This is a genomic window from Maribacter polysiphoniae (genome assembly GCF_003148665.1).
Taxonomy (GTDB): domain Bacteria; phylum Bacteroidota; class Bacteroidia; order Flavobacteriales; family Flavobacteriaceae; genus Maribacter_A; species Maribacter_A polysiphoniae.
This window is the reverse complement of the sequence record NZ_QGGQ01000010.1, coordinates 66,438-90,006: the sequence shown is the minus strand read 5'-3', so window position 1 is coordinate 90,006 and position 23,569 is coordinate 66,438. Positions and strand designations below refer to the sequence as shown.

At 41.5% G+C, this 23,569-nt stretch carries 20 protein-coding genes; 9 read left to right on the top strand and 11 right to left on the bottom strand.

Going from position 1 to position 23,569, the window contains the following annotated elements; translation table 11 throughout:
- Window positions 1–3: 3 nt before the first annotated feature.
- The 8 genes from LX92_RS17420 to LX92_RS17385 all read right to left on the bottom strand — a co-directional run bounded on the left by LX92_RS17420 (window position 4) and on the right by LX92_RS17385 (window position 11,296).
- Window positions 4–936: a helix-turn-helix domain-containing protein gene (locus LX92_RS17420; RefSeq protein ID WP_146197860.1), complete on the bottom strand. Its 933-nt coding sequence runs from the start codon at window positions 934–936 to the stop codon at window positions 4–6.
- 347 nt (window positions 937–1,283) lie between these two features.
- The gene (locus LX92_RS17415; protein WP_109653384.1) at window positions 1,284–2,819 is read right to left on the bottom strand and encodes a YifB family Mg chelatase-like AAA ATPase; all 1,536 of its coding nucleotides are present in this window, start codon (window positions 2,817–2,819) and stop codon (window positions 1,284–1,286) included.
- 5 nt (window positions 2,820–2,824) lie between these two features.
- The gene (locus LX92_RS17410) at window positions 2,825–5,221 is read right to left on the bottom strand and encodes a penicillin acylase family protein (RefSeq protein ID WP_109653382.1); all 2,397 of its coding nucleotides are present in this window, start codon (window positions 5,219–5,221) and stop codon (window positions 2,825–2,827) included.
- Between the two features lie 97 nt (window positions 5,222–5,318).
- Entirely contained in the window at window positions 5,319–7,292 is a 1,974-nt protein-coding gene (locus tag LX92_RS17405) for a protein-disulfide reductase DsbD family protein (protein WP_109653380.1), read from the bottom strand.
- Window positions 7,292–8,596, bottom strand: a complete 1,305-nt coding sequence (gene tilS / locus LX92_RS17400) for a tRNA lysidine(34) synthetase TilS (RefSeq protein ID WP_109653378.1) — start codon at window positions 8,594–8,596, stop codon at window positions 7,292–7,294. The genes LX92_RS17405 and tilS overlap by 1 nt, the downstream gene beginning before the upstream one ends.
- Window positions 8,597–8,609: 13 nt before the next feature.
- Entirely contained in the window at window positions 8,610–9,437 is an 828-nt protein-coding gene (locus LX92_RS17395; RefSeq protein WP_109653554.1) for an alpha/beta hydrolase, read from the bottom strand.
- Between the two features lie 16 nt (window positions 9,438–9,453).
- Window positions 9,454–10,758: an anthranilate synthase component I family protein gene (locus tag LX92_RS17390; protein WP_223308395.1), complete on the bottom strand. Its 1,305-nt coding sequence runs from the start codon at window positions 10,756–10,758 to the stop codon at window positions 9,454–9,456.
- Window positions 10,759–10,762: 4 nt separating this feature from the next.
- Window positions 10,763–11,296: an NADPH-dependent FMN reductase gene (locus LX92_RS17385; RefSeq protein WP_109653374.1), complete on the bottom strand. Its 534-nt coding sequence runs from the start codon at window positions 11,294–11,296 to the stop codon at window positions 10,763–10,765.
- A 165-nt stretch (window positions 11,297–11,461) separates the two neighbouring features.
- Between LX92_RS17385 and LX92_RS17380 the strand changes: the two genes are divergently transcribed.
- On the top strand, window positions 11,462–12,649 hold the full coding sequence (locus tag LX92_RS17380) for a heparan-alpha-glucosaminide N-acetyltransferase domain-containing protein (RefSeq protein WP_109653372.1): 1,188 nt from the start codon (window positions 11,462–11,464) through the stop codon (window positions 12,647–12,649).
- Between the two features lie 37 nt (window positions 12,650–12,686).
- Here the strand turns inward: LX92_RS17380 and mgrA are convergent, their stop codons facing one another.
- The 3 genes from mgrA to LX92_RS17365 all read right to left on the bottom strand — a co-directional run bounded on the left by mgrA (window position 12,687) and on the right by LX92_RS17365 (window position 15,700).
- A complete protein-coding gene (mgrA, locus tag LX92_RS17375; RefSeq protein ID WP_109653552.1) occupies window positions 12,687–13,697 on the bottom strand; it encodes an L-glyceraldehyde 3-phosphate reductase in 1,011 nt (336 codons plus the stop codon).
- 87 nt (window positions 13,698–13,784) lie between these two features.
- Window positions 13,785–15,191 carry a dihydrolipoyl dehydrogenase gene (gene lpdA, locus LX92_RS17370; RefSeq protein ID WP_109653370.1) on the bottom strand — a complete coding sequence of 469 codons (1,407 nt, stop codon included), beginning with the start codon at window positions 15,189–15,191 and terminating at the stop codon, window positions 13,785–13,787.
- A gap of 50 nt (window positions 15,192–15,241) precedes the next feature.
- Window positions 15,242–15,700, bottom strand: coding sequence for an Lrp/AsnC family transcriptional regulator (locus LX92_RS17365; RefSeq protein ID WP_109653367.1), 459 nt, complete (start codon window positions 15,698–15,700; stop codon window positions 15,242–15,244).
- 155 nt (window positions 15,701–15,855) lie between these two features.
- Between LX92_RS17365 and LX92_RS17360 the strand changes: the two genes are divergently transcribed.
- The 8 genes from LX92_RS17360 (at window position 15,856) to LX92_RS17325 (ending at window position 23,563) form a co-directional block, all read left to right on the top strand.
- Window positions 15,856–17,076, top strand: a complete 1,221-nt coding sequence (locus LX92_RS17360; protein ID WP_109653365.1) for an aminotransferase class I/II-fold pyridoxal phosphate-dependent enzyme — start codon at window positions 15,856–15,858, stop codon at window positions 17,074–17,076.
- 72 nt (window positions 17,077–17,148) lie between these two features.
- Entirely contained in the window at window positions 17,149–18,630 is a 1,482-nt protein-coding gene (nhaC, locus tag LX92_RS17355; protein ID WP_109653363.1) for a Na+/H+ antiporter NhaC, read from the top strand.
- Window positions 18,631–18,868: 238 nt separating this feature from the next.
- Entirely contained in the window at window positions 18,869–19,513 is a 645-nt protein-coding gene (locus tag LX92_RS17350; protein WP_109653361.1) for a peroxiredoxin, read from the top strand.
- 80 nt (window positions 19,514–19,593) lie between these two features.
- Window positions 19,594–19,908: a thioredoxin family protein gene (locus LX92_RS17345; RefSeq protein ID WP_109653359.1), complete on the top strand. Its 315-nt coding sequence runs from the start codon at window positions 19,594–19,596 to the stop codon at window positions 19,906–19,908.
- Window positions 19,889–20,146 carry a DUF6952 family protein gene (locus LX92_RS17340; protein WP_109653357.1) on the top strand — a complete coding sequence of 86 codons (258 nt, stop codon included), beginning with the start codon at window positions 19,889–19,891 and terminating at the stop codon, window positions 20,144–20,146. The genes LX92_RS17345 and LX92_RS17340 overlap by 20 nt, the downstream gene beginning before the upstream one ends.
- A 119-nt stretch (window positions 20,147–20,265) precedes the next feature.
- The gene (tpx, locus tag LX92_RS17335; protein WP_109653355.1) at window positions 20,266–20,772 is read left to right on the top strand and encodes a thiol peroxidase; all 507 of its coding nucleotides are present in this window, start codon (window positions 20,266–20,268) and stop codon (window positions 20,770–20,772) included.
- The gene (locus tag LX92_RS17330) at window positions 20,765–21,130 is read left to right on the top strand and encodes a diacylglycerol kinase (protein WP_109653353.1); all 366 of its coding nucleotides are present in this window, start codon (window positions 20,765–20,767) and stop codon (window positions 21,128–21,130) included. The genes tpx and LX92_RS17330 overlap by 8 nt, the downstream gene beginning before the upstream one ends.
- 63 nt (window positions 21,131–21,193) lie before the next feature.
- The gene (locus LX92_RS17325) at window positions 21,194–23,563 is read left to right on the top strand and encodes an FtsK/SpoIIIE family DNA translocase (RefSeq protein ID WP_109653351.1); all 2,370 of its coding nucleotides are present in this window, start codon (window positions 21,194–21,196) and stop codon (window positions 23,561–23,563) included.
- Window positions 23,564–23,569 lie beyond the last annotated feature (6 nt).

Sequence of the window (23,569 nt, the reverse complement as noted above, 5' to 3'; positions counted from 1 at the left end):
ATATTAAATCTTGATATTGTATTTCTTTCTGATTTCCTCTCTGTAGCGCGATGGACATTCACCGGTTTCACGCTTAAAAAACCTACTGAAATAGGAAGTATCCTCAAAATTAAGGGAATAACCGATTTCCGCCGTTGTTAATTCGGTATTCGCCAATCTTCTTTTTGCTTCAAAAATCAGTTCTTGTCGTATAAGTTGCCCTGGGGAATAACCAGTAATATTCTTTACGGTATCCCTAAGGTGCGTCGCACTGATTCCTATCAGATCGGCATACTCTTGAACGGAACGGACCCTAAGATAATTTTCAGAAACCAACTGTCGGAACTTACGAACCATTGCATTGGTATTATCTAAAATATCGCTTTTCTGGCCGTGGGCATAAACACGAAACAGATTCCCCAGTAAAATATGCAAGTAAGCACGGAGCATGGAAAGACTACAGTCGGATTGCCTCAAGAATTCTTCATTGATATTCTTTAATAATCCATGTATTTTAGAAAAATTATCATCGTCTAAGAGAACATAAGGCGCTTTACTTAACGTATTGAAAATCGCCAAATCCCCTTCTTGATTCAAAGCGGTTGTAGGAGGGATCAGAAATTCCCTTGGAAAAAGTAATACACTCCCTTGTAATCCTTTTGTCAATTTCCAAAAATGTATCTGTCCCTTAGACAGTAAATAAAAAGCAGGGGTTTGTATTTCGTATGATTCATAATCAATGATATGTTGTCCTGCGCCGTCTTCCAAAAATATGATTTCAAAATAATCATGGCGATGGGGAATTTCGGCCTGTGCCCTGCGACCCATCAGGTCGAATCTCGTCATTACAAATGGGAAATCAGGATTAATTGAAAGGGCAGGATGACCGTCCGTAATATTTACATATTTGTACGTCTCCGAATAATGATGGAATGGTATGTCCTTTGTAGTTTGCAAATGAACTTAACTTATGACTGATAATCTTATCGTAATTACTCCTTGGGTTTATTGCAATCAAACCAACTTTTTCCAAACATTGAACACAATAATACTTACGGGTATTAAGATAATGAAAATTAGCCTAAAAACATAGAAAACAATAGAGTTTTCCCTCTTTAATCCTAATAAAAAACAATTTGTCCAAGGTTGGAAATATTGAAAAAAAAGGGCCTACGCCTTTGATTATAATATTAGTTTCAAAAAGTGTTTCTAGAAAAAATAGTGAAGTTTTAACCCATTATCCGGGAACCTTCAAGATTGACTATACGCACTCGCTATTTAAACTTAAAACTTCGCACTTTCAACTACCCCAACCAACCTTCCCTGTCAAGACTCCTATATTGAATGGCTTCACTAATATGGTTTCCTGAGACTGCGTCGGTATTTTCCAAATCCGCAATGGTGCGGGCGACTTTAAGAATACGGTCATAGGCACGGGCGGAAAGGTTCAAACGCTCCATGGCGTTCTTTAAAAGCAGTTTTGAAGCTTCATCCAACTTACAATACTCCCGAATTTGTTTGGTATTCATTTGGGCATTGTAATGCACGTTTTCCAACTCCTTAAAACGTTCGGTCTGCAGTTCCCGCGCGGCAGTAACCCGCTTCCGTATCTCAACACTACTCTCCCCTTTCCGGTCTTCTGAAAGCTTTTCGAACGGTACAGGCGTTACTTCGATATGGATGTCAATACGATCCAAAAGTGGACCCGATATCTTACCCATATATCGCTGCATCTCCGCCGGGGATGAGGTCACGGGAGCATCCGGGTCATTGAAATAACCACCTGGACTAGGATTCATACTGGCGACGAGCATAAAACTACTGGGATAGGTTACGGTAAATCGCGCCCTTGAAATAGTGACTTCCCTATCTTCCAAAGGTTGGCGCATGACTTCGAGCACCCCTCTTTTAAATTCAGGAAGTTCGTCCAAGAACAACACCCCATTATGGGAAAGGGAAATCTCCCCTGGCTGCGGATAGGCGCCGCCACCGACAAGGGCAACATCCGAAATCGTATGGTGGGGACTACGGAAAGGGCGTTGACTCATTAACCCCATATTCTTTATCTTCCCGACAACACTATGTATTTTGGTCGTTTCCAAGGCTTCATGCAAGGTCATCGGTGGTAATATGGAGGGCAATCGTTTGGCAAGCATCGTTTTTCCTGACCCCGGAGGACCTATTAAGATTATATTATGTCCGCCAGCCGCTGCAATCTCCATACAGCGTTTTATACTTTCCTGTCCCTTTACATCTGAAAAATCAAATTCCGGAAAATCAAGTTTTTTGTAAAACTCAGCCCGGGTATCGACTATCGTTTGTTCCAAGGGTTCGTCCTTATCAAAAAAATCAATGACCTCTTTAATATTCTCAATGCCATACACCTGTAAATCGGAAACAATGGCAGCTTCCATGGCATTATCCTTCGGCAAAATAAAGCCCATAAAGCCTTCTTCCCTGGCTTTAACGGCTATGGGCAATGCCCCTTTTATGGGCTGCAGGCTACCATCCAACGACAGTTCCCCCATGATAAGGTATTTCTCCAAGTTGTTGGCCTTTATCTGTCCTGATGCAGTTAAAATCCCCAAGGCGAGGGTCAGGTCGTAGGCCGATCCTTCCTTGCGAAGATCCGCCGGAGCCATATTGATGGTGATTTTTTTTCCAGGGATCTTGTAACCATTGTTCAATAAGGCCGCTGCAATTCGATAATTACTTTCCTTAATCGCATTATCGGGCAATCCTACCAAATGATACCCCACTCCTTTGTCAATATTCACTTCTACCGTAATCGTTGTTGCCTCTACCCCAAATACGGCACTTCCAAAAACTTTTGTAAGCATACTATTTAATCTTGTGTAGGTTTAAATGTAAGTAAAGATTTTGAGGTGTCCTTAATTTCTTTTTCATTCAGCATCATTTTTCGAAATTCCCCTTTTACAAACATTTCAGCTTGATCGCTGTAATGTTCACTGAACGGATTACCTGATTGTCCCGTTGGTGATATCCCCAAACTGTTCTCTATATCGGCAAAATCAATAATACGTCTTGTAGACGGTCCTGCGGTAACTTCGTACATGCCATCACCATCATAATTGAATGCCATATTATTGATAACTTCCCTTGTGCCCGAAACAGGATAGGGCCCCACATTGAAAAACGAACGCAAAGCGGCCACCTGCCCTATAGGATGTGGATGTTCCAACGTATGCACTTTGTCCCATGTCCAACCCCCACTTTCGGGTCCAAAGTCATTCACCAAGGATTCATAGGCTTGGATAAAAGATGCTGTTACGATCTGTGATTTGGTTTCCTCTTGTTCCGTAGTTATATTATTCCACCAAACCGATTCCTTTTTTGATGCCATCGGGGCTATGGTTCTCTTTAATAAATGGGTGGACAAGAATTGTTTGAACATTTCTTCCCCTAATTCATCGGCAAAGGTGTTCTTTAGAAAAAAGTACACCCACCGATGGAATACCGTGGGCTCTGTATTGTCCAGATTGTTCTCTCCCTGCCAATCCAACAGTTTATCCAAGACCGAAATTTGGGCGTCGGATAATTCTTCCCTATTGACATCTCCATTCAAGTCCGCAATAATCGAAGGGTTTACGGAAGAGACGACATCATTGATCATTTCCTTGGCATCTTCCAAATCCCAATCATTTTTTGCCTCCAATAAGTTTACAATACGTTTGGCCCTATTTTCCGGTAAATAGTATCCTGGATATTGAATACCTGCAATGGAATCGGGTTGGTTGTTTGCAGAATACACATACTTCCATGGTGGGTTGATCGCCTGCGGATTCTGGGAAAAATCCAAATAACGTTCTGGTGCATTCAAATCGGAAGTATCCTGCAAAACGAATTTGGTATTTGTACTATTCACATCTTTATACAATTTTGCCGAGGCCCACCACGCTACATTTCCTTCAGCATCACCATACATAATATTCAAACCGGGGGCATGTATTTTGGGTAAGGCATTTTGAAATTCCGTTTTGTTCTTTGCATGGGTCATACCGTACAACGCATCCATCACCTCATTCTTATGCTGGGTGTACATCCACCACATGGCAATGGGCCGCTCCCCTGTTACTTGATCTGCGATTCCATTCATTATAGGTCCGTGTACCGTTTTCCTGTACGTGAACTTATAATCCGTAGAATCCTTTATCTTGATGATTTTATTCACCTCTTCATAGGTAGACCACCCTTCCTTAGTCCTGTACTTTTCTTTTTCCGTTGGATGTGTTTCCTCATAAAAAAAATCAATATCGTCATTTTCAAACATGGTCATCCCATACGCTAAATGATGGTCATGGGCCAATAAGGGGAAGGGTATACCCCCCATGAAAAACCCATATTTCTCAAAATTGGGGGCGCTTACATGGGCCTCATACCAAACAGCTGGTTGTGAAAACCCTATATGCGGGTCATTGGCAAATATCACCTTGCCATTCTTTGTCTTTTCCGGGGCTATCACCCAACTGTTACTACCTTCGAACAAAGGCAGGGAAAGGGCTCCCAAGGCTTGGGATACTGTCGCGGCAATGGAATTCCGTATTGTTTCTTTTGGTGCATCCTTATGGTTTTTTATCCAAATAGTATTCGGATCCACGGACAGGTCTAAATCGTCCAAATATTCCGGTCCCAATTTATCTTTGATGTTGGTCAGTAAGGGATCGGTCTTATGGGCCATGGCAAAACTAAAGGCCATATAGCCGACGGTATTGAAAATATCCTCCAATTGGAAAGGGGCTTTGTCAATGCCCGTTAAGTAAAATTCTATAGGAGTTGGTCCTTCTTCAATAAATTGGTTGATACCATCCAAATACGCTTGCGATAATTGAACCGTTGGATTATTCCCATCCAATTCAGCGACTTTTTGTTTTGTAGCCTCATCTATCCCAAGGGATAGGAAGAACTTGTCGGTATCCAACATTGTACCACCGAAAACCTCGGAAAGTCGACCTGAACCGATTCTTCGCAACAACTCCATTTGCCATAAACGGTCTTGGGCATGAACATAGCCCAAGGTTCGGAAAGCATCTTCCTCATTGGCTGCATAAATATGTGGGATTCCATAGGAATCGTAATATACATTGGTCTCATTCAAGAGTTTAGGAAGTGCCCTTTTCCCATCATATGTAGGCGATAGGGTGTTCACGGACACTCCTGCGAAGATGGCTATCACTGCTAGAATTACCACTACGATAATTCCAATTTTTTTAATACGTTTCATACAGGGGGTTTGAATCAATCAGAAAGATAGGATTATTTAGGGTATAAAAAAAGCACCCTCTTGGGGTGCCTTAAGTCTTATAAAGATTGAACATATCCTATTTGTCCATGCCTTTTTTATAGTTTTTCAACCCTTCCAACAACCAATCCCGATATTCATCCTTATCCGCGCTTTGAATGGCACTATTCAGGATCTCCATCTCTGGTGAAAGAAGCACATAATAGGGTTGGGAGGCCGAGTTGAAATTAATGGTCTGAAATGTACCCCACTTTTGCCCCACGGTGGTAATGGCCTTTACCCGACCGCTATCAAATTTATAATCGAACTGTTCTTCCTTGGGCAACTCCTTACGATCATCGATATACAGGGAAATCAACACATAATCATCTTTCAATAAACGGTATACTTCTGGGTCGCTCCATACATTTTCCTCCATCTTTCGACAGTTTACACAGGCCCATCCTGTAAAGTCCAACAAGACCGGCTTATTGACCGATTTGGCATGTGCCAACCCTTCTTCAAAATCCTTATAACAATCGATTCCCAATGGACAATCGCTCTCTTGCTGAAAAACACTATAGAATTGAGGTGGAGGAAAACCGCTCAATAGTTTTAGATTGACCAAATTGCCCAATCCAAGCCCCAGATAGACCGTAAAGGCCAAGCTTAGCAATCCAGTCATTTTTCTACCTAATGACAATTTCTGTTTGGGTCCGTCATGCTTGAACCTGATTACCCCAAAGAGATATAATGTCAACAATACAAAAAGTAAGATCCAAACCCCTAGGAAAATCTCCCGTTTAAAAATGCCCCAGTTACCCACCAAATCGGCATTGGAAAGGAATTTAAAGGCCAAGGCCAATTCCAAGAAACCAAGTACGACTTTTACGGTGGTCATCCATCCCCCGGATTTGGGAAGGGAGTTCAGCCATGCGGGGAACATTGCAAACAAGGCAAAGGGCAAGGCCAAGGCCACTCCGAAACCAGTCATGCCCGCAGTAAGATTATTGGCTACTTCACCTTCCGCCAAAGTAGTACTCCCCAGCAGTCCACCAAGAATTGGTCCCGTACATGAAAAAGATACGATTGCCAGGGTAACCGCCATAAAAAAGATTCCGATGCCACCACCTACCTTATTCGAGGCGGCATCCATCTTATTGGCCCATGAACTTGGGAGGGTCAATTCATAATACCCGAAAAACGAAAAGGCGAAAAAGACGAAAATGATAAAGAAGGCAAGGTTGAGCCAAATATTCGTAGCAATGGTATTCAATATCTGGGAATCGACCGAATCGAAAATATGGAAAGGCAGACTCAATAAAAAGTAAATCAGAACAATGAAAAACCCATAAAGAACCGCATTTACAATACCTTTTGACTTATTCTGCGATTGTTTGGTAAAGAAAGATACGGTCAACGGAATCATCGGGAATACACATGGGGTCAAAAGGGCTATGAGTCCTCCCAAAAAACCCAATCCAAAGACCACCCATAAACTGGATTGGCCTTCATTCTGATCGTCACCCTCATTTAATATGTCCTTATTCTTAAGGTCCAATTTTAAGGCGGAGCCCATGGCCAAGCTTCGGTCATCAACCGTTTTTTCAACAGTTACGGCCTCACCCCCATCGAGCACAAAATGGAAATCCTTATCCACCGCCAAACACACCTCCTTACAAACCTGATAAAAGAGGTTTACATCGATTTGCCGAACATCGGGATTCAATAATTTAATCCTTTGGGTAAAAATGGCCTCTTTCTTAAAAAAGGTTTCATCGACCTCGAAGATATCGCTATAGGCGGTTTCAGTCGGACTCTCTTTGGTAGCTCCTACCAATTCATAATCGACCCCCGCTTTTTTATAGGTGAACTCACTCGGCAAAGAACCCCCATCCGATGTGAATTGGGAATACACATGCCAACCTTTGAAAATATCCCCTTTAATGATCAAGTCGTATTCCGTATCTGAAACCTTGTTCACTTCATGGGACCAGGATACCGGATTTTCATCGTCCTGGGCATAGGTTGATAAACTAAAAACCAATAGTGCAAATACAATTATTTGTCTCATCAATTCAATGTTATTTTTAAAATCTTCTTGGTACTGGGCGTTATTTTAAAACGATTGTCAAGGCGTTTGCCCACTACCCAAACAATATCGGTATCGGAACAAAGCAACCACTGCTTTTCCTTTGAAAAAACATCCATCTTCTCATCCTTAAAGAATTTGGACAATTTTTTACGGCCTTGCATTCCCAATGGATAAAAATAGTCGCCTTTTTGCCGCTTTCTTAACACTAGGGGATACTTTAACGTTTCTTTATCGATATATAGTACATCTGGGCCTGTTTCCCCAATATTATTCACCAACGTAATGGTCATCGCCACTGGCTCTTCTATAGCCGTGGTAGTTTCCTCAATGGTATAGGAATTGATTTGTTCTTCCTCTATTTTGCCCAAAATCAATTCGTCCCTATCCTTTAGCAATCGATGTGTCTTTGAACGTATCTCCTTTCCGCTCATCGCCGTAATCAACTGTACAACATCGCTCCAGGCGGTAAAACCATATGCATTGAACAAACCGTACATGTACGCCCCAATAGGATCGAGTGCCAGTAATGCTTCTGTTGAGATACGAACAACCTCACCATCTTCCCTGAAAAGTTCCTTTTTTAGGTTTGATAAATGGATATCGGAAATAGCTACGATTTGTTGCAGATTTCTTTGGGTGGTTTGAAAATTATGTAGAAACGTTGGGTGGGTTTCTTTCAATAGAGGGATAATATCATGACGAATCTTGTTTCGTAAATATTTCGTTTCGGCATTACTCCGATCCTCCCTCCATTGGATATTATTTTCCTTTGCATATTCCGACAACTGCACCCTGGAATAAGGTAAAAGGGGACGGGAAATCATGTCGGTTTTAGCTGGAATACCACTCAAACCCTTTAAACCTGTACCTCGGGAAAGGTTTATAAGAAAAGTTTCGAGGTTATCATCGGCATGATGGGCCGTAACCAAGGTTTTTATCTGATGCTTGGCCATCAAGTCCTTAAACCAATCATAGCGCAGTTCCCTTGCTGCCATTTGCACAGAAACCTTATGGTCATTTACATAAGCCTTGGTATTGAAATGTTCAACCCAAAGGGATTTATTCAATTGTTTGGCCAATTCCCTGACAAATTGCTCATCCTGATCACTATCGGTCCCACGGAGTTGAAAGTTACAATGGGCCAATGAAAAATCAAGTCCACATTGGTTACATAAATGGGCGAGCACAACACTGTCCAACCCCCCACTACAGGCCAAAAGAAATTTATTTTGCAATAATTCGGGGAAGTGTTCTTCTATATGTTTTCTAAATTCGTTCTGCACGCTGTAAATTTACTTAAAGTTGTTGCCGTAGCCAACTCTGTATGACATTGAATACTTCTTCGCGACAACGGTCGTGATGCAATTCGTGATATCCATCCTTAAAAAGCTCCAAAGTGGTAAAATCGGGGTTGTTTTTATGGAATTCCGCACTTCCGTTAAAATCAATTATGGGATCGGCCGTACCGTGTATCAGGAGTGTGGGTATACGCAGGTTGGCCGCATTGGCTATGGCCCATTCACCCGCCTCGATAATAGGAAACGAGAACATGGGACTTACCTTATCATGCACCATGGGGTCTGCCTTATACAGCGCTACTTCTTTCCCTATGCTGGATATTCCGTTGGGATCCAGACCTGAAGGCATCGTTAATGATGGCCAAATTTTCAACATGGCCTTCCCCAAGACCATTTTCCATTTGGGAGGTTGAAAAGCCAACCTTAGATAAGGACTGGAAGCAATGATACCCGTAAGGGAACTTTCATTCCGCAACGCATAGTTTAGAACCAAATTCCCACCCATACTATGACCATAAAGAAATTGGGGTACTTTTGGGAACAACGCCCCACTTTTTTCAAGCATTTCCGCCAATAGTTCCATAAGTGCCCCATAACTGGGACAATGCCCTCGTTTGCCACCGGATTTGCCATGTCCAAAATTATCGTAGAATAAAACAGCTAGGCCTGAATCGGTGAACATAGGGATCACGTCTTTTAAATAACGTCCGGAATGTTCCCCAAAACCATGAACCAACACCACTAGCCCCCTTATTGTTTTGGGCTGCACATACCCTCCATAAATAGGAATGCCACTTGATATTGTTTTGAAATGATGTATTTCCATAAAGCAACTATGACCATTATTCATTTGACTTCTCCAAAACCTCCCGCATCGCCTTCGCTTTCAACAAACATTCCTCATATTCGGCTTCTGGTGAAGCCTTGGCTGTTAATGCACTACCTACGGCGTAAGAAACATACCGCTTCGATGCATTGTATAAAATACTACGTATAACCACATTAAAATCAAAATCATTATCTGGGGTAAAATAACCTACCGCCCCACTATAAAGTCCTCTCTTAAAGGCTTCCATCTCCTCAATCAATTGCATGGCGGAAATTTTAGGGGCGCCCGTCATACTACCCATAGGAAAGGTTTCCCTGATTATATCGACGGGGTTCTTACCCGCTTCAACTTCAGCGACTACGGTCGATACCATTTGATGTACCTGATCATAGGAATACACCCCACATAACTCCTCTATTACCACGGAACCCTTTATTGCACTTTTGGACAGGTCATTCCTAACCAGATCAACAATCATGATATTCTCCGCACGTTCCTTGGGATCTAGCTTTAATCGATTCCTTAAACCGTCATCCTCTTTGGTGTCGGTAGATCTTTTAGCCGTCCCTTTGATAGGTTGCGAAATGATTTTACTCCCCTGTTTTCTTAAATAGCGTTCGGGAGAGGCCGATAACAGATACTTGTCATTCAATTTCAAGAATGTGGCAAAGGGTGCTTTTGAGATCGCATTCAAACTATTATAGGTCCGAAGGGGGTCTATTTGCGTATCCTCCGCATAAAACTCCTGACAAAAATTAGCTTCATAGATATCGCCCCTGTGAATGTGCTTAAGCATTTCATGGGCCCCATGAAAATACTCATCCTTGAAAATGCGCATTTTTATTCGGATATCCCTTGTGGGGGTGATGGGTACATACCCTGAAATACCTTTTATGATCGTATCAAAATCTTCCTCTATTTCATCGGCCACCATATTCAAGTAATGGAATTCAACCTTATTACCAATGATTTTGATGACCTTTTTGGGTTGAAAGAAGAAGAGCTCCGGAAAATGCAGCTGATCCGGGTTCCTTGAGGAAAGATTTTCCACATCGTTCTTTAGATCATAGGTAAGATAACCAAAAATCCAGTCCTTGGTTTCCTTCTGATAGGCCCTTAAATCCTCAAATGCACCTGTTGAATCCGTTTGGATCAAGGTAAGGGCGTCCACGGCCAAAACAGCATCAAATGAACTATAGTCCTTGGTATGCGCATTACTTTCCAGCCAAACCGCTTCATAAAATTCTTGGGACCACTGTAACAGATGATCCCTAAAGACCATTCCACTTAAAATTTCGAACGATTTTACGGTGCGCAAAGTACTATAATTGTTGTAAAAAGCTATCCAAGGCGATTTTATGCGCCAATCTTAATTCCTGATCAACAATACCTTGTGTCTCTTCGAAATTAGTATTGAAAGAAGGTAGGCTAAAGGTTGCTGATACTTCCCCCCCCACTCTAGGTAAAGTATTCTTAATGAACTCATGGGCACCTATGGCAGCTCTTTGTCCGGGTGAGGTGGACATTAAAAAAATCTTTGTGTTCTCTAAATAGTTTCTGTTGGATCGGGACATCCAATCCAATAAATTCTTAAAATAGGCTGAAGGCCCTCCATTATGTTCATTAACTGAAACCAAAATCGCATCGGATGTTTCTATTTTTTTTTGAAATTTAACCAACGCTTCGGGAAAACCTAGCTGTTTTTCCCGATCTTCACTGTACATGGGGAAAGTTTCACTGGCCATATTCACTAATTCAACTTCATGGCCATGGATTAAGGAGGATGTATATCTCACCAACTTAAAATTAATTGATGAGGCCGAATTGCTCCCAGCGAAAGCTAGTATTGACGACATAGTACGGATAGTTAGTTTGTGTTCAACCAAAAATACCTCAAATAACCTCTAAATGCGAGTATTTTATCTAATTTTGCAGGCAAAAACATCTAAATACCTTGTAATTCAAGTATATAGAAGAGATTAATTTTTCAAAAACATTGAATATATATTAATATTTTACCCTTGGAGAAGAAAACTGCCAGATTATTTTTTATCGACGCCATGCGTGCTTGGGCCATTTTGATGATGCTCCAAGGACACTTCATTGACGGACTTTTGGATGTTGCCTTTAAGGACAACACCAATACAACCTATACGATCTGGAAATATTTCAGGGGTATTACCGCTCCGGTATTTTTTACCGTTTCTGGTTTTATATTCACTTACCTACTTATTAAAGTACCTCAAAAAGGCTGGCAAAACCCAAGGGTTTTAAAGGGAATAAAACGGGGATTGCAATTGTTGTTCATCGGATATCTTTTAAGGGCCAATCTTTTTGGGATATTGAAAGGGGAAATCTATGATGCCTTTTTCTTGGTGGATGTACTCCATTGCATAGGTCTTTCCTTATTGGGGATCATAGGGATCTATCTCTTGGCGCAAAAAACCAACAAAGCATTGCTTTCAACCCTATTATTGGGGGTAACGGTACTCCTATTCCTGTTTGAGCCCCTTTACGAAAAATGGACTTTTGGTTTTTTACCCCAGGCTTTGGCTAATTTCCTTACCAGGGCCAATGGTTCTGTATTCACTATTATACCTTGGTTTGGTTATACCACATTCGGTGCATTCCTCTCAGTTTTGTTTACCCGCTATAAAAACCACAAATTTCTGTATGAATATGCCATTCTATTGTCGCTTTTGACCGGCATTGTTTTAATATTCTTTTCTTCGGATTTATTTTTAGGGTTGTCGGATTTGACTGGAGCAACCCTTTTCGAGGCCATTGCCATGAACAATTACCTTTTCATAAGATTGGGGGATGTCTTCCTGGTTTTTGCCGTTTTTATGCTCTTTAGGGGATTAATGACACACCCAACCCTACTCAAGATCGGTCAAAGCACCTTGAGTATTTACATTATTCATTTCATTATACTTTATGGCAGTTTTACAGGACTTGGGCTTTATAAGTTCTTTCATCATCAATTGAGTCCAATGATGGCCATTTCGGGCGCCATCGTTTTCATGACCGTATGCGCCTTTACGGCCCTCCAATATGAAAAAAACAAAGTAATGATCAAATCGGGCATATCGATAGGTACAAAGCAGTTGTATCGAAATCTGCAGCCTTGGTATTTGTTTTCACAAAAACTTATCAAAGGATACCTCTCCAAGGTATTGAGATCCGTTGGACGAACAAAAACCAACTAACTAATCAACCCACTTTAAATTTCTTTTTTAGCCGACTTTAAGAATTAGCATCAATCAACTTTAATTCTTCATCGGTAAACTCCAACTGATTCAATGCCCCTATATTCTCCTTAAGTTGTTTGGGGGAGCTTGCCCCTATTAAAACGGAAGCAACATTTGGCCTACCCAATAACCAAGCAATCGCCATTTGCGACAATTGTTGCCCTCGTTGATCGGCGATATCCGCAAGATTCCTGATCTTGGCCATATGGCTTTCGACCGCAGAGGCGTCCAAATAGGTAAAGTCCTTGGCTGCCCTGGAATCCGGTGGAATACCATTAACATATTTATTGGTAAGCAATCCTTGTGCCAATGGGGAAAAGGTTATACAGCCAACCCCCTCATTCCCCAAGGTTTCCAAAAGTCCATCCTCAACCCATCGATCAAAAATAGAATAACGTGCCTGATGCAAAATAAAAGGCACTTTCAATTCCTTTAATAATTTACTTGCTTCTGCGGTCTCCTTGGGTTGATAGTTGGAAATACCCACATAAAGCGCCTTTCCCTGGCGTACAATATCAGCCAAGGCAAGCATGGTCTCTTCAAGGGGTGTATCTGGATCGGGTCTATGGTGATAAAAAACATCGACATAGTCCAACCCCATTCTTTTTAGACTTTGATCCAGACTCGAAATCAAATATTTTCTGGATCCAAAATTCCCATATGGACCAGGCCACATGTCGTACCCCGCTTTTGAAGCAATGAAAAGCTCATCGCGGTAAGGCTTGAAATCCTTTTTGAAAAGTTGTCCGAAATTTTCCTCAGCCGAACCATATGGAGGTCCGTAATTATTGGCCAAATCAAAATGGGTAATCCCTAAATCAAAGGCACACCTCAAAATTTCCCGAGCGTTCTCGGTACTATCGACAAAACCGAAGTTGTGCCACAACCCAAGGGATAATGCCGGCAATAGAACGCCACTTTTTCCACATCGATTGTATTTCATGGATTCGTACCTATCCGCTACGGGTAGATAATCCTTAACTCCGGTTTTATCGTTGATTTCCATCATTATATTTTATAATTATCAGCTTCGATGTATACCTTATGGTACATATCAGTTATTATAGGAACTAAAAAAATTATCGAACCTTACTTAGACATGTAAGGCCCTATCATCAGTTGCAGCCAATGCCGCTTCCTTCACCGCTTCCGAATAGGTCGGATGCGCATGGCTCATTCTGGCGATATCCTCGGCAGATGCCCTAAATTCCATGGCAGTAACCCCTTCGCTGATCAAATCGGCACAACGTGCCCCGATCATGTGAACACCGAGTACTTCATCGGTACTGGCGTCGGCCAATATCTTCACAAAACCATCAACATCCATACTGGCACGGGCACGCCCTAAGGCCCGCATTGGGAATTGACCAACCTTATAGGCAATACCGGCTTCCTTCAATTGCTCTTCCGTTTTGCCGACTGCTGCGACTTCAGGCCAAGTATAGACAACCCCAGGAATCAAATTATAATCAATATGGGGTTTTTGACCCGCAAGGATCTCTGCCACCATGGTACCTTCCTCCTCTGCCTTATGGGCCAACATGGCACCACGAATCACATCCCCGATGGCATATATATTCGGGACATTCGTCTGTAAGTGGTCATTAACGGCTATCTTACCTCGATCATCCATTTGTACACCGGCCGCTTCTACGTTCAAACCATCAGTATAGGGGCGGCGACCAACGGAAACCAAACAATAATCACCCGTAAAGGTAACTTCGTTGCCCTTTTTGTCATCAGCCTTTACAATGACCTCTTTTCCCTTGCGCTCAACGGATTTTACCTTATGCGAAAGATTGAATTTCACCTTTTGCTTTTTCATCGCTTTCATCAGTTCCTTCGATAAACCGGCATCCATGGTTGGAATGATTCGATCCATATACTCAATAACCGAAACCTCTGAACCTAAGCGTTTGTACACTTGGCCCAACTCCAAACCGATGACACCGCCACCAATGACGATCATATGCTTGGGGATTTCCTTCAATTCCAAAGCTTCCGTAGAAGTGATAACACGTTCCTTATCCAATGTGATAAAGGGTAAGGTTGAAGGTTTTGAACCTGTGGCGATAATGGTATTTTTGGCTAGGATGGTTTCATTTTTACCATCGCTCTTTGCTATATCAATATGTGTGGCATCCTTAAAACTACCGACCCCCTCATAAACATCTATCTTATTTTTATCCATCAAAAATTGGATTCCTTTGGTCGTCATATCCACAACACCCTGTTTACGGGTAATCATTTGTTTTAAATTGACCTTTATCTCCCCGGGAATATCAATACCATGTTCCTGAAAATGTTTTACGGCGTCCTCATAATGGTGGGAAGAATCGAGCATCGCTTTGGAAGGAATGCACCCAACATTTAGGCAAGTACCACCCAAGGTGCTGTACTTTTCAATAATCGCTGTTTTCATTCCAAGTTGGGCGCAACGAATTGCAGCTACATATCCGCCAGGTCCAGAGCCGATTACGGCCACATCATATTCAGTCATAATAGTTTTTGATTTTTAATGTCTAACAAAATTAGCACTATTTTCCGATTTTATAAGGGTATTCTTGTGGTATGCTTAACCTCATTGATTACAAAAGAGCTTTGTGTGCTACCAATATGATTCAAGGCCGTGAGTTTGGTGACCATGAAATCCCTATACGCTTCCATATCGCGAACGTAGATTTTCAGAATATAGTCATAATCCCCACTGGTATGGTAACACTCGACCACTTCCTGCAAACCCTGCACTTCCTTTTCAAACTGGAGCACATAGGGTTTGGCGTGTTGTATCAGTTTAACATGGCAAAGTACAACAAAGGCCTTACCTACTTTTGCCTTATCAACCAAAGCCACATACTTTCTAATCATCCCTGATTTTTCCAAACGCTTAATACGCTCATAAACCGCTGTAACCGAAAGATTTAAATTATTCGCGTATTCTTTTGTTGTCTTTTTACTGTTCTCCTGCAATAATCCAAGTAGTCGACTATCGATTGTATCAAATTTCATTTGGAATATTTTTCGTTAAATAGGTGTTGTTCCATTCGGAAACAATTAATTATTCTATAAAAATACCATATAATAGTTTTATTATCCAAGTTATGTGTCAGTCATTGATTTTAAAACGCCATTATCGTAAATTTAATGTTTAAAATATAACTTTTATGAAAAATAAGGCTACGGATAATCTACAAGATCTACAATATTTCGGCGAATATGGGGGTGTTAATCCTTCCATATCCGATTCATCAACCTATACTTTCCTGTCAGCCAAAAAAATGTTCGACACTTTTGAGGGAAATACGGAAGGTTGTTATCTATATACACGGCATTCCTCTCCCTCCAACCTCTATTTGGGTGAAGCCTTGGCTGCATTGGAAGGAACCGAAACCGCTAATGTTACCGCCAGCGGTATGGGTGCCATTACAGCGGTTACCCTACAATTATGTGATGCAGGCGACCATATTGTGAGCAGTAGAACCATTTATGGAGGAACCTATGCCTTTATGAAGAATTTCCTCAAGAAATTCAATATTTCCACCTCCTTTGTGGATATCACCAATCTAGAGGTTGTTGAAAAAGCCATTACCCCTAGAACTAAAATGATCTATTGTGAGGCCGTAAGCAATCCCTTGTTGGAGATTGCCGATATCAAAGCCTTATCGGAATTGGCAAAAAAACATGGAATCCCCTTAGTCGTGGACAATACCTTTTCACCACTTTCGATTTCGCCCGCTAAACTTGGGGCCGACGTCGTGATCCACAGTTTGACAAAATTCATCAATGGTTCAAGTGACTGTGTGGCTGGAGTGGTTTGTGGTACAAATGATTTTTGCCTTGCCCTAAAGGATGTACACAGTGGGGCTGGAATGTTACTGGGCAGCACATTGGATAGCCTTAGGGCCGCATCAATCCTAAAAAACATGCGTACGCTTCATATCCGTATAAAGAAACATAGCGAAAACACCCAATATTTGGCCGAGAGTTTCGAAAAAGACGGACTCCGAGTGGTATACCCCGGATTAAAATCACATAAAGGCCATGAAAAATTAAAAAGTTTTATGAACCATGAGTTTGGATTCGGCGGACTAATGACCATAGATATGGGGTCATTGGACAAAGCCAATGCCCTTATGGAACTTATGCAAGAGCGAAAATTAGGTTATTTGGCCGTAAGCCTAGGTTTTTACAAAACACTTTTCAGTGCTCCAGGAACCTCTACGTCTTCCGAAATTCCTTTGGAAGAACAAAAACAGATGGGGCTCTCTGACGGATTGGTCCGTTTTTCAATAGGACTTGACAATGATATTGAAAGAACCTATAATATCATGCGGGAATGCATGGTAGAACTTAATATTCTTGAACCCAAAACGGCAATGGTTTAATGTCCTTTTATATTTAGGTTTGCAGAACAAATGGTAAAATCGTAATATTACGAACGAACCAAAACTAAGTCAATGCAAATAAACAATCCCGATGGACATAGAGCGGATGAGCATATCGTAAATAATAAGGAGCTGAGTATTTGGGAAGCCTTGATTCCCGTTATAGCATTGGTGGGTATGCTTGCCTACAACGTTTATGTTTTTGGGGATGAAGCTATTGGAGGTTCCAATCAGTTCATACTTTTACTTGGTGGTGCCGTGGCGGCGATTGTTGGTTTTTTAAACAACGTGAGCTACACACAGATGTTGAACGAGGTGGCCGAGAACATAAAATCGACCACTGGGGCATTACTTATCCTATTATTGGTGGGATCATTGGCCGGTACATGGCTGATAAGCGGAATCATTCCCGCTATGATTTATTATGGACTGCAAATATTGAACCCTACCATATTTTTGGCTGCATGTGTTGTCATCTGTGCCATCATATCCATTGCCACAGGGAGTAGCTGGACCACTTCGGCAACCGTTGGTATTGCCCTGATCGGTATTGGTGAGGCCTTGGGGATCTCATTGGGTATGACTGCCGGTGCCGTGCTATCCGGAGCCTATTTCGGCGATAAGATGTCACCCTTAAGTGATACGACCAATTTAGCCCCTGCCATGGCCGGGGGTGATCTGTTCGACCATATAAAATACATGTCACTCACTACCATACCCACGATAATCATTACCGTATTGGTCTTTATTGTCCTTGGGTTTGTGATAGACACCACGGGTTCGGCGGATACTGCCGCCATATTAAGTGATATCGACGCAACGTTCAATATCAATGGTTGGCTCTTTTTGGTGCCCATTGCTGTAATATTCCTAATCATTAAAAAAACACCCCCATTGGCCGCCTTATTGATCGGCACACTTTTGGGTGCCGTTTTCGCGCTTATTTTCCAACCGGAGATTGTAACCGGACTCACCAACTCTAAAAATCTGACTTTTGAATCTGGATATAAAGGGGTCTTAATGGCCATTACCGTCAAGACCCATGTGGCCACTGACAATCCCGCATTGAACGATTTATTCACCGGTAAAGGCATGGAAGGAATGCTCGGCACCATTTGGCTCATTGTATGTGCTATGTTCTTTGGTGGGGTTATGGATGGCATTGGCGCCTTATCCCGAATCACGAAGTCGTTACTGCACATGGCTAAAACAACATTCGGACTATTTGCCAGTACCGTTGGTAGCTGTATAGCCCTGAATATTACGGCCTCTGACCAATATTTAGCCATTGTGGTTCCTGGAAAAATGTTCGCCAAAGCCTATTCGGATAGAAATCTTGCCCCGGAAAATTTAAGTCGTACCCTTGAGGACTCAGGAACGGTCACTTCGGTGCTGATTCCTTGGAATACCTGCGGGGCATACCATAGCGGGGTTTTGGGTGTAGGAGTGGCCGAATACTTTCTATATGCCATTTTCAACTGGCTGAGCCCTATCATGACCTTGATTTTCGCGGCTTTCCAGATCAAAATAAAGCAATTGGTCAAGGGACATTGAACCCTTTGAAATTTTTTAAAAAACAAATTTGCGAAGTCGGTAATTTACACCCTTATTTTTTATCAAACCGACAACCACAGGCCTTTTTTAATTCCCTTTTTTTAACGAAATCCCTTTTTTTCAATTAGTATTTACAATAGTTATAAGGCTATTGATTTTACTAATTAACATATATCATTATCTTAGTATCATGTCTTAATTTTGCAAGAGAAATAATAAACTCTAAAAAATATTATATATGGCTTTTGTAGGAAAAAAATTTCCGGATTTAGATGTAAACGCAATGAATGAAATGGGTGATACTTTCAAATTGAACGTATTGGAAGAAGCCCAAAAGAACAATAAGAAGGTATTGCTTTTTTGGTACCCAAAGGATTTTACCTTTGTTTGTCCTACTGAATTGCTTGCTTTCCAAGATTCATTAAAGGAATTCGAAAAGAGAAACACCATTGTTATCGGTGCTTCATGTGATACTGCCGAAGTTCACTTTGCTTGGTTGAATACCGCTAAGGACAATGGTGGTATCGAAGGCGTAACCTATCCCATATTGGCAGATAGCAACAGAAACCTTGCATCTACCTTAGGTATCCTGGACATCACCAATGAGCAATACAATGAAGAAACAGGTGTAGTTACCGTTGAAGGTGACAATGTAACCTATAGGGCTACTTATTTAATTGATGAGGAAGGCACTGTCTTTCATGAAGGTATCAACCATATGCCATTGGGCAGAAACGTGAATGAATTTTTACGTTTGATCGATGCCTATACCCATGTTCAGAAAAACGGGGAAGTTTGCCCTGCAAACTGGGAAGAAGGCAAGGATGCGATGACTGCTGACAGAAAAGGGGTTTCCCAATATTTGGCTACGCATTCCAACTAACAGTGGGAGTTATGGCAATGTCCTTTATTTAAAAGGACATTGCCTTGATTTTTGTTTTACATCAATAAAAAAATAATCCTATGCTTTTAGAATTGGAAAAGGATAATTTAAATGAAATTATCTCTGAAAATAAAAATGTTGTGGTACAGTATTCGGCAACATGGTGCGGCAATTGCCGGATCATGAAACCTAAGTTTAAAAAAGAATCCACAGTGAATGAAGATGTGACCTTTGTTTTGGTCGATGCCGAAAAATTTCCGGAGTCAAGGAAATTGGCCAAAGTGGACAACCTTCCCACATTTGCCGCATTCGTGAATGGGGAGTTGAAAAATCAGATTCAGACAAATAAATATGATGTCTTAAAAGAATTGATCAGTGAAGTTACCAGTAATTAAACATCTGACCGGTTTTATAGAAGAGAACGATGAGGATTATATCATCGAAACGCTTGAGACCTTGGAAGCCCTTACGGAAGTACCCTCATTGAAGGATGAGGAACTCGATGTGATCGGTGAGATCATCTCAAATATGTATGGGGCGCTCGAAGTACACAAAGCGATAAAGGAAGGCAAGAACAAAAAGGATGCCTTAAATGAGTTTATGCAACGTGTTGTGGGGGCCATTGATTCTTAAAACATTTTTGTTAAGGAAATTAAAGTCCGTTCCGTAAGGGTACGGACTTTTTTATTTGATAATCATTCCTTTTCAGGTATATATTTTTTATTTTCACCATTCATTTAAAATAGACTATTATGGCTACTGTAACACTAAAAGGAAACGAAATACATACTGTTGGTAATTTACCTGCCAATGGCAGCGCTGCCCCGGAATTTAAATTGACCTTGACGGATCTTTCTACCCGTTCACTATCGGAATACGAAGGCAGAAAATTGGTCCTTAACATATTTCCAAGTATCGATACAGGTACTTGTGCAGCTTCCGTACGACAATTCAATAAAGAAGCGGCAGAATTGGAAAACACCATTGTTCTCTGTATCTCCAAAGATCTTCCGTTTGCCCAAACCCGTTTTTGTGGTGCCGAGGGTATTGATAACGTAGTAATGTTATCGGATTACAAGGATGGTAACTTTGGTAAAGCCTACCAGGTTGAATTTACCGATGGTCCTTTGCAAGGTTTGTTATCCAGATCGGTTGTTGTGATCAATGAAAAAGGTAACGTTGTTTACTCTGAGCAAGTTGCTGAAACTGTTGAAGAGCCTAATTACAAGGCTGCCTTGGAAGCATTGATGGATGCCTAAGGAATCATTTCTTCAAAATAGGATCCGTAGTGTGGGTTTTGCCCTCAAAGGGGCACTGCTTTTGATAAAAACAGAAGCCAGTATAAAAATCCAGGTGTTTATCGCTTTGGTGATGACCGCTGGCGGATTCTATTTTGATATATCCGCTACGGAGTGGATACTTCAGATTTTCGCGATTTCCTTGGTCCTGGGCATAGAAGGATTGAATACCGCTGTTGAAAAATTAGCTGATTTCGTACAGCCCGAATTCGATGAAAAAATCGGTTTTATCAAGGATATTTCTGCCGGCGCCGTTATGCTAGTGTCCATCGGCGCAAGTATTATCGGACTGATTATCTATCTACCTAAAATTTTTTAAAAACATTCATCGCTTTGGCTTAGGGTGTAAATTTGTATTTTTGCGCCAAGAATTATTCTATTAATGGCAAAAAAAGGGAGAAAGTCAAAGCCTAAGACCCCAAAAAAGGGCTTATCATTTAAGTTATCCAATCAAAATAAAATTATTCTGGGAAGTCTTTTGATGCTTTTCAGTGTAGCTTTATTTTTCTCTTTCGTATCGTTTTATTTTACATGGCAAGATGACCAAAGTCTATTGACTGAATTTGCCAATCGCAATGAACAGGCGAAAAACCTATTGAATAAATTTGGGGCTAGTGTAAGTCACTTATTCATATATAAGGGATTTGGATTGGCATCGATGATATTCCCCTTCCTTCTGGGATATACAGGACTCTATATGTTCCTAAACCTTAAAGGACAAGGGTTGCTTAGAAAATGGATATGGGGGTTGATTTTTATCATTTGGATATCCATCAGCCTTGGTTTCTTTGCTACGACCAAACCTTTATTAGGGGGTATCGTTGGTTATGAGATGAATGATTTTCTTCAGGACTATGCCGGTAAGATCGGGGTGTTGCTGCTTTTGTTATTTGGGCTCATCTTTATATTGGTGCGATTGTTCCATTTTACACCAGAAGATTTCATCCACTATTTTAAGGCCAAAAAAGAATCCATTTCGTCAGAATTCAAATCCAATGCACCGGAAGATGAAGATACCGTTGCCATCGAAAAAGATAATGACGTTCCGGTCATATTAGACCCCTATACCCACAAAAATGATATTCCCCCCATAGAGAAAGAGGAACCTATCGATGATTTTGAGGTCAATGTACCCACTGAGGAAGTCATTGAAGAGGATGTTTTGGCCATGGAGGTAGAGAAAATAGTCGAAGAGCAAGAGGATACCGATATTTTGGCCAATAAGTTGGTTGATGATTTTGGGGAATTCGACCCCACCTTGGAATTGGGGAATTACAAATTCCCAACCATAGATCTTCTCGAACAACATGGTGCCGCGGGCGGAATTACCATCAATCAAGAAGAGCTCGAGGAAAATAAGAACAAAATTGTCGATACCCTTAAGAATTATAAGATAGGTATCGCCCAGATCAAGGCGACCATTGGTCCAACGGTCACCCTTTATGAGATCGTGCCCGAAGCTGGGGTGCGTATCTCCAAAATAAAGAACCTGGAAGACGATATCGCCCTATCATTGGCTGCTTTGGGAATTCGTATCATTGCCCCTATTCCTGGAAAAGGCACCATCGGTATTGAAGTTCCCAATAAAAATGCAACAGTGGTATCCATGCGGTCGGTCATTGTCTCAAGCAAGTTCCAAAAAGCGGAAATGGAATTGCCCATTGCCTTTGGGAAAACGATAAGCAATGAGACTTTTGTTGTTGATTTGGCCAAAATGCCACACATGCTTATGGCAGGTGCTACCGGTCAAGGTAAATCAGTAGGATTGAATGCGGTAATAACTTCCCTACTCTATAAAAAACATCCAGCGGAAGTTAAATTCATCCTAGTAGACCCCAAAAAGGTAGAGCTTACGCTATATAATAAAATCGAAAGACATTTCTTGGCCAAACTCCCAGATTCGGAAGAAGCCATTATTACCGACAATAACAAGGTAATCAACACCCTGAATTCCCTTTGTATCGAAATGGACAATAGGTATGAGCTATTGAAATTGGCCATGGTACGAAATATCAAGGAATACAATACAAAGTACAAAGCACGTAAACTGAATCCGAATGACGGACATAAGTTTTTGCCCTATATTGTTTTGGTCATCGATGAGTTCGCCGATTTGATCATGACCGCAGGTAAAGAGGTCGAAACCCCTATTGCCCGTTTGGCACAATTGGCGAGGGCCATTGGTATTCACTTGATCATCGCCACCCAAAGACCATCGGTAAACGTAATTACCGGTATCATCAAGGCAAACTTCCCGGCACGTATTGCCTTTAGGGTTACCTCAAAAATCGATTCAAGAACCATTCTGGATGCCCAGGGAGCCGACCAATTGATCGGACGTGGCGATATGTTGTTTACCCAAGGAAACGAAGTTACGCGGTTACAGTGTGCATTTGTGGATACTCCCGAAGTTGAAAAAATAACGGCCTACATCGGCGCTCAAAGGGCATATCCCCAGGCGCATGAATTACCCGAATACGTTGGTGAGGATTCTGGCACAAGTATTGATTATGAAATAAGCGAAAGGGATGCGATGTTTAGGGAAGCCGCCGAAGTCATCGTAATCGCACAACAAGGATCGGCCTCATTATTGCAACGAAAGCTAAAGCTGGGGTACAATCGTGCAGGACGTATTATTGACCAGTTAGAGGCTGCAGGCATTGTGGGACCTTTCGAAGGCAGTAAGGCCAGACAGGTTTTAGTGCCGGATATGATAGCATTAGATCAATTATTGAATAACGAGTTAAAGTAAATTTTG

Bases quoted from the DNA above. Each gene is read 5' to 3' on its own strand.
- LX92_RS17415 (WP_109653384.1), bottom strand. From the start codon at position 2,819: ATGCTTACAAAAGTTTTTGGAAGTGCCGTATTTGGGGTAGAGGCAACA.
- LX92_RS17410 (WP_109653382.1), bottom strand. From the start codon at position 5,221: ATGAAACGTATTAAAAAAATTGGAATTATCGTAGTGGTAATTCTAGCA.
- LX92_RS17405 (WP_109653380.1), bottom strand. From the start codon at position 7,292: ATGAGACAAATAATTGTATTTGCACTATTGGTTTTTAGTTTATCAACC.
- LX92_RS17395 (WP_109653554.1), bottom strand. From the start codon at position 9,437: ATGGAAATACATCATTTCAAAACAATATCAAGTGGCATTCCTATTTAT.
- LX92_RS17385 (WP_109653374.1), bottom strand. From the start codon at position 11,296: ATGTCGTCAATACTAGCTTTCGCTGGGAGCAATTCGGCCTCATCAATT.
- mgrA (WP_109653552.1), bottom strand. From the start codon at position 13,697: ATGGAAATCAACGATAAAACCGGAGTTAAGGATTATCTACCCGTAGCG.
- lpdA (WP_109653370.1), bottom strand. From the start codon at position 15,191: ATGACTGAATATGATGTGGCCGTAATCGGCTCTGGACCTGGCGGATAT.
- LX92_RS17365 (WP_109653367.1), bottom strand. From the start codon at position 15,700: ATGAAATTTGATACAATCGATAGTCGACTACTTGGATTATTGCAGGAG.
- LX92_RS17360 (WP_109653365.1), top strand. From the start codon at position 15,856: ATGAAAAATAAGGCTACGGATAATCTACAAGATCTACAATATTTCGGC.
- nhaC (WP_109653363.1), top strand. From the start codon at position 17,149: ATGCAAATAAACAATCCCGATGGACATAGAGCGGATGAGCATATCGTA.
- LX92_RS17350 (WP_109653361.1), top strand. From the start codon at position 18,869: ATGGCTTTTGTAGGAAAAAAATTTCCGGATTTAGATGTAAACGCAATG.
- LX92_RS17345 (WP_109653359.1), top strand. From the start codon at position 19,594: ATGCTTTTAGAATTGGAAAAGGATAATTTAAATGAAATTATCTCTGAA.
- tpx (WP_109653355.1), top strand. From the start codon at position 20,266: ATGGCTACTGTAACACTAAAAGGAAACGAAATACATACTGTTGGTAAT.
- LX92_RS17330 (WP_109653353.1), top strand. From the start codon at position 20,765: ATGCCTAAGGAATCATTTCTTCAAAATAGGATCCGTAGTGTGGGTTTT.
- LX92_RS17325 (WP_109653351.1), top strand. From the start codon at position 21,194: ATGGCAAAAAAAGGGAGAAAGTCAAAGCCTAAGACCCCAAAAAAGGGC.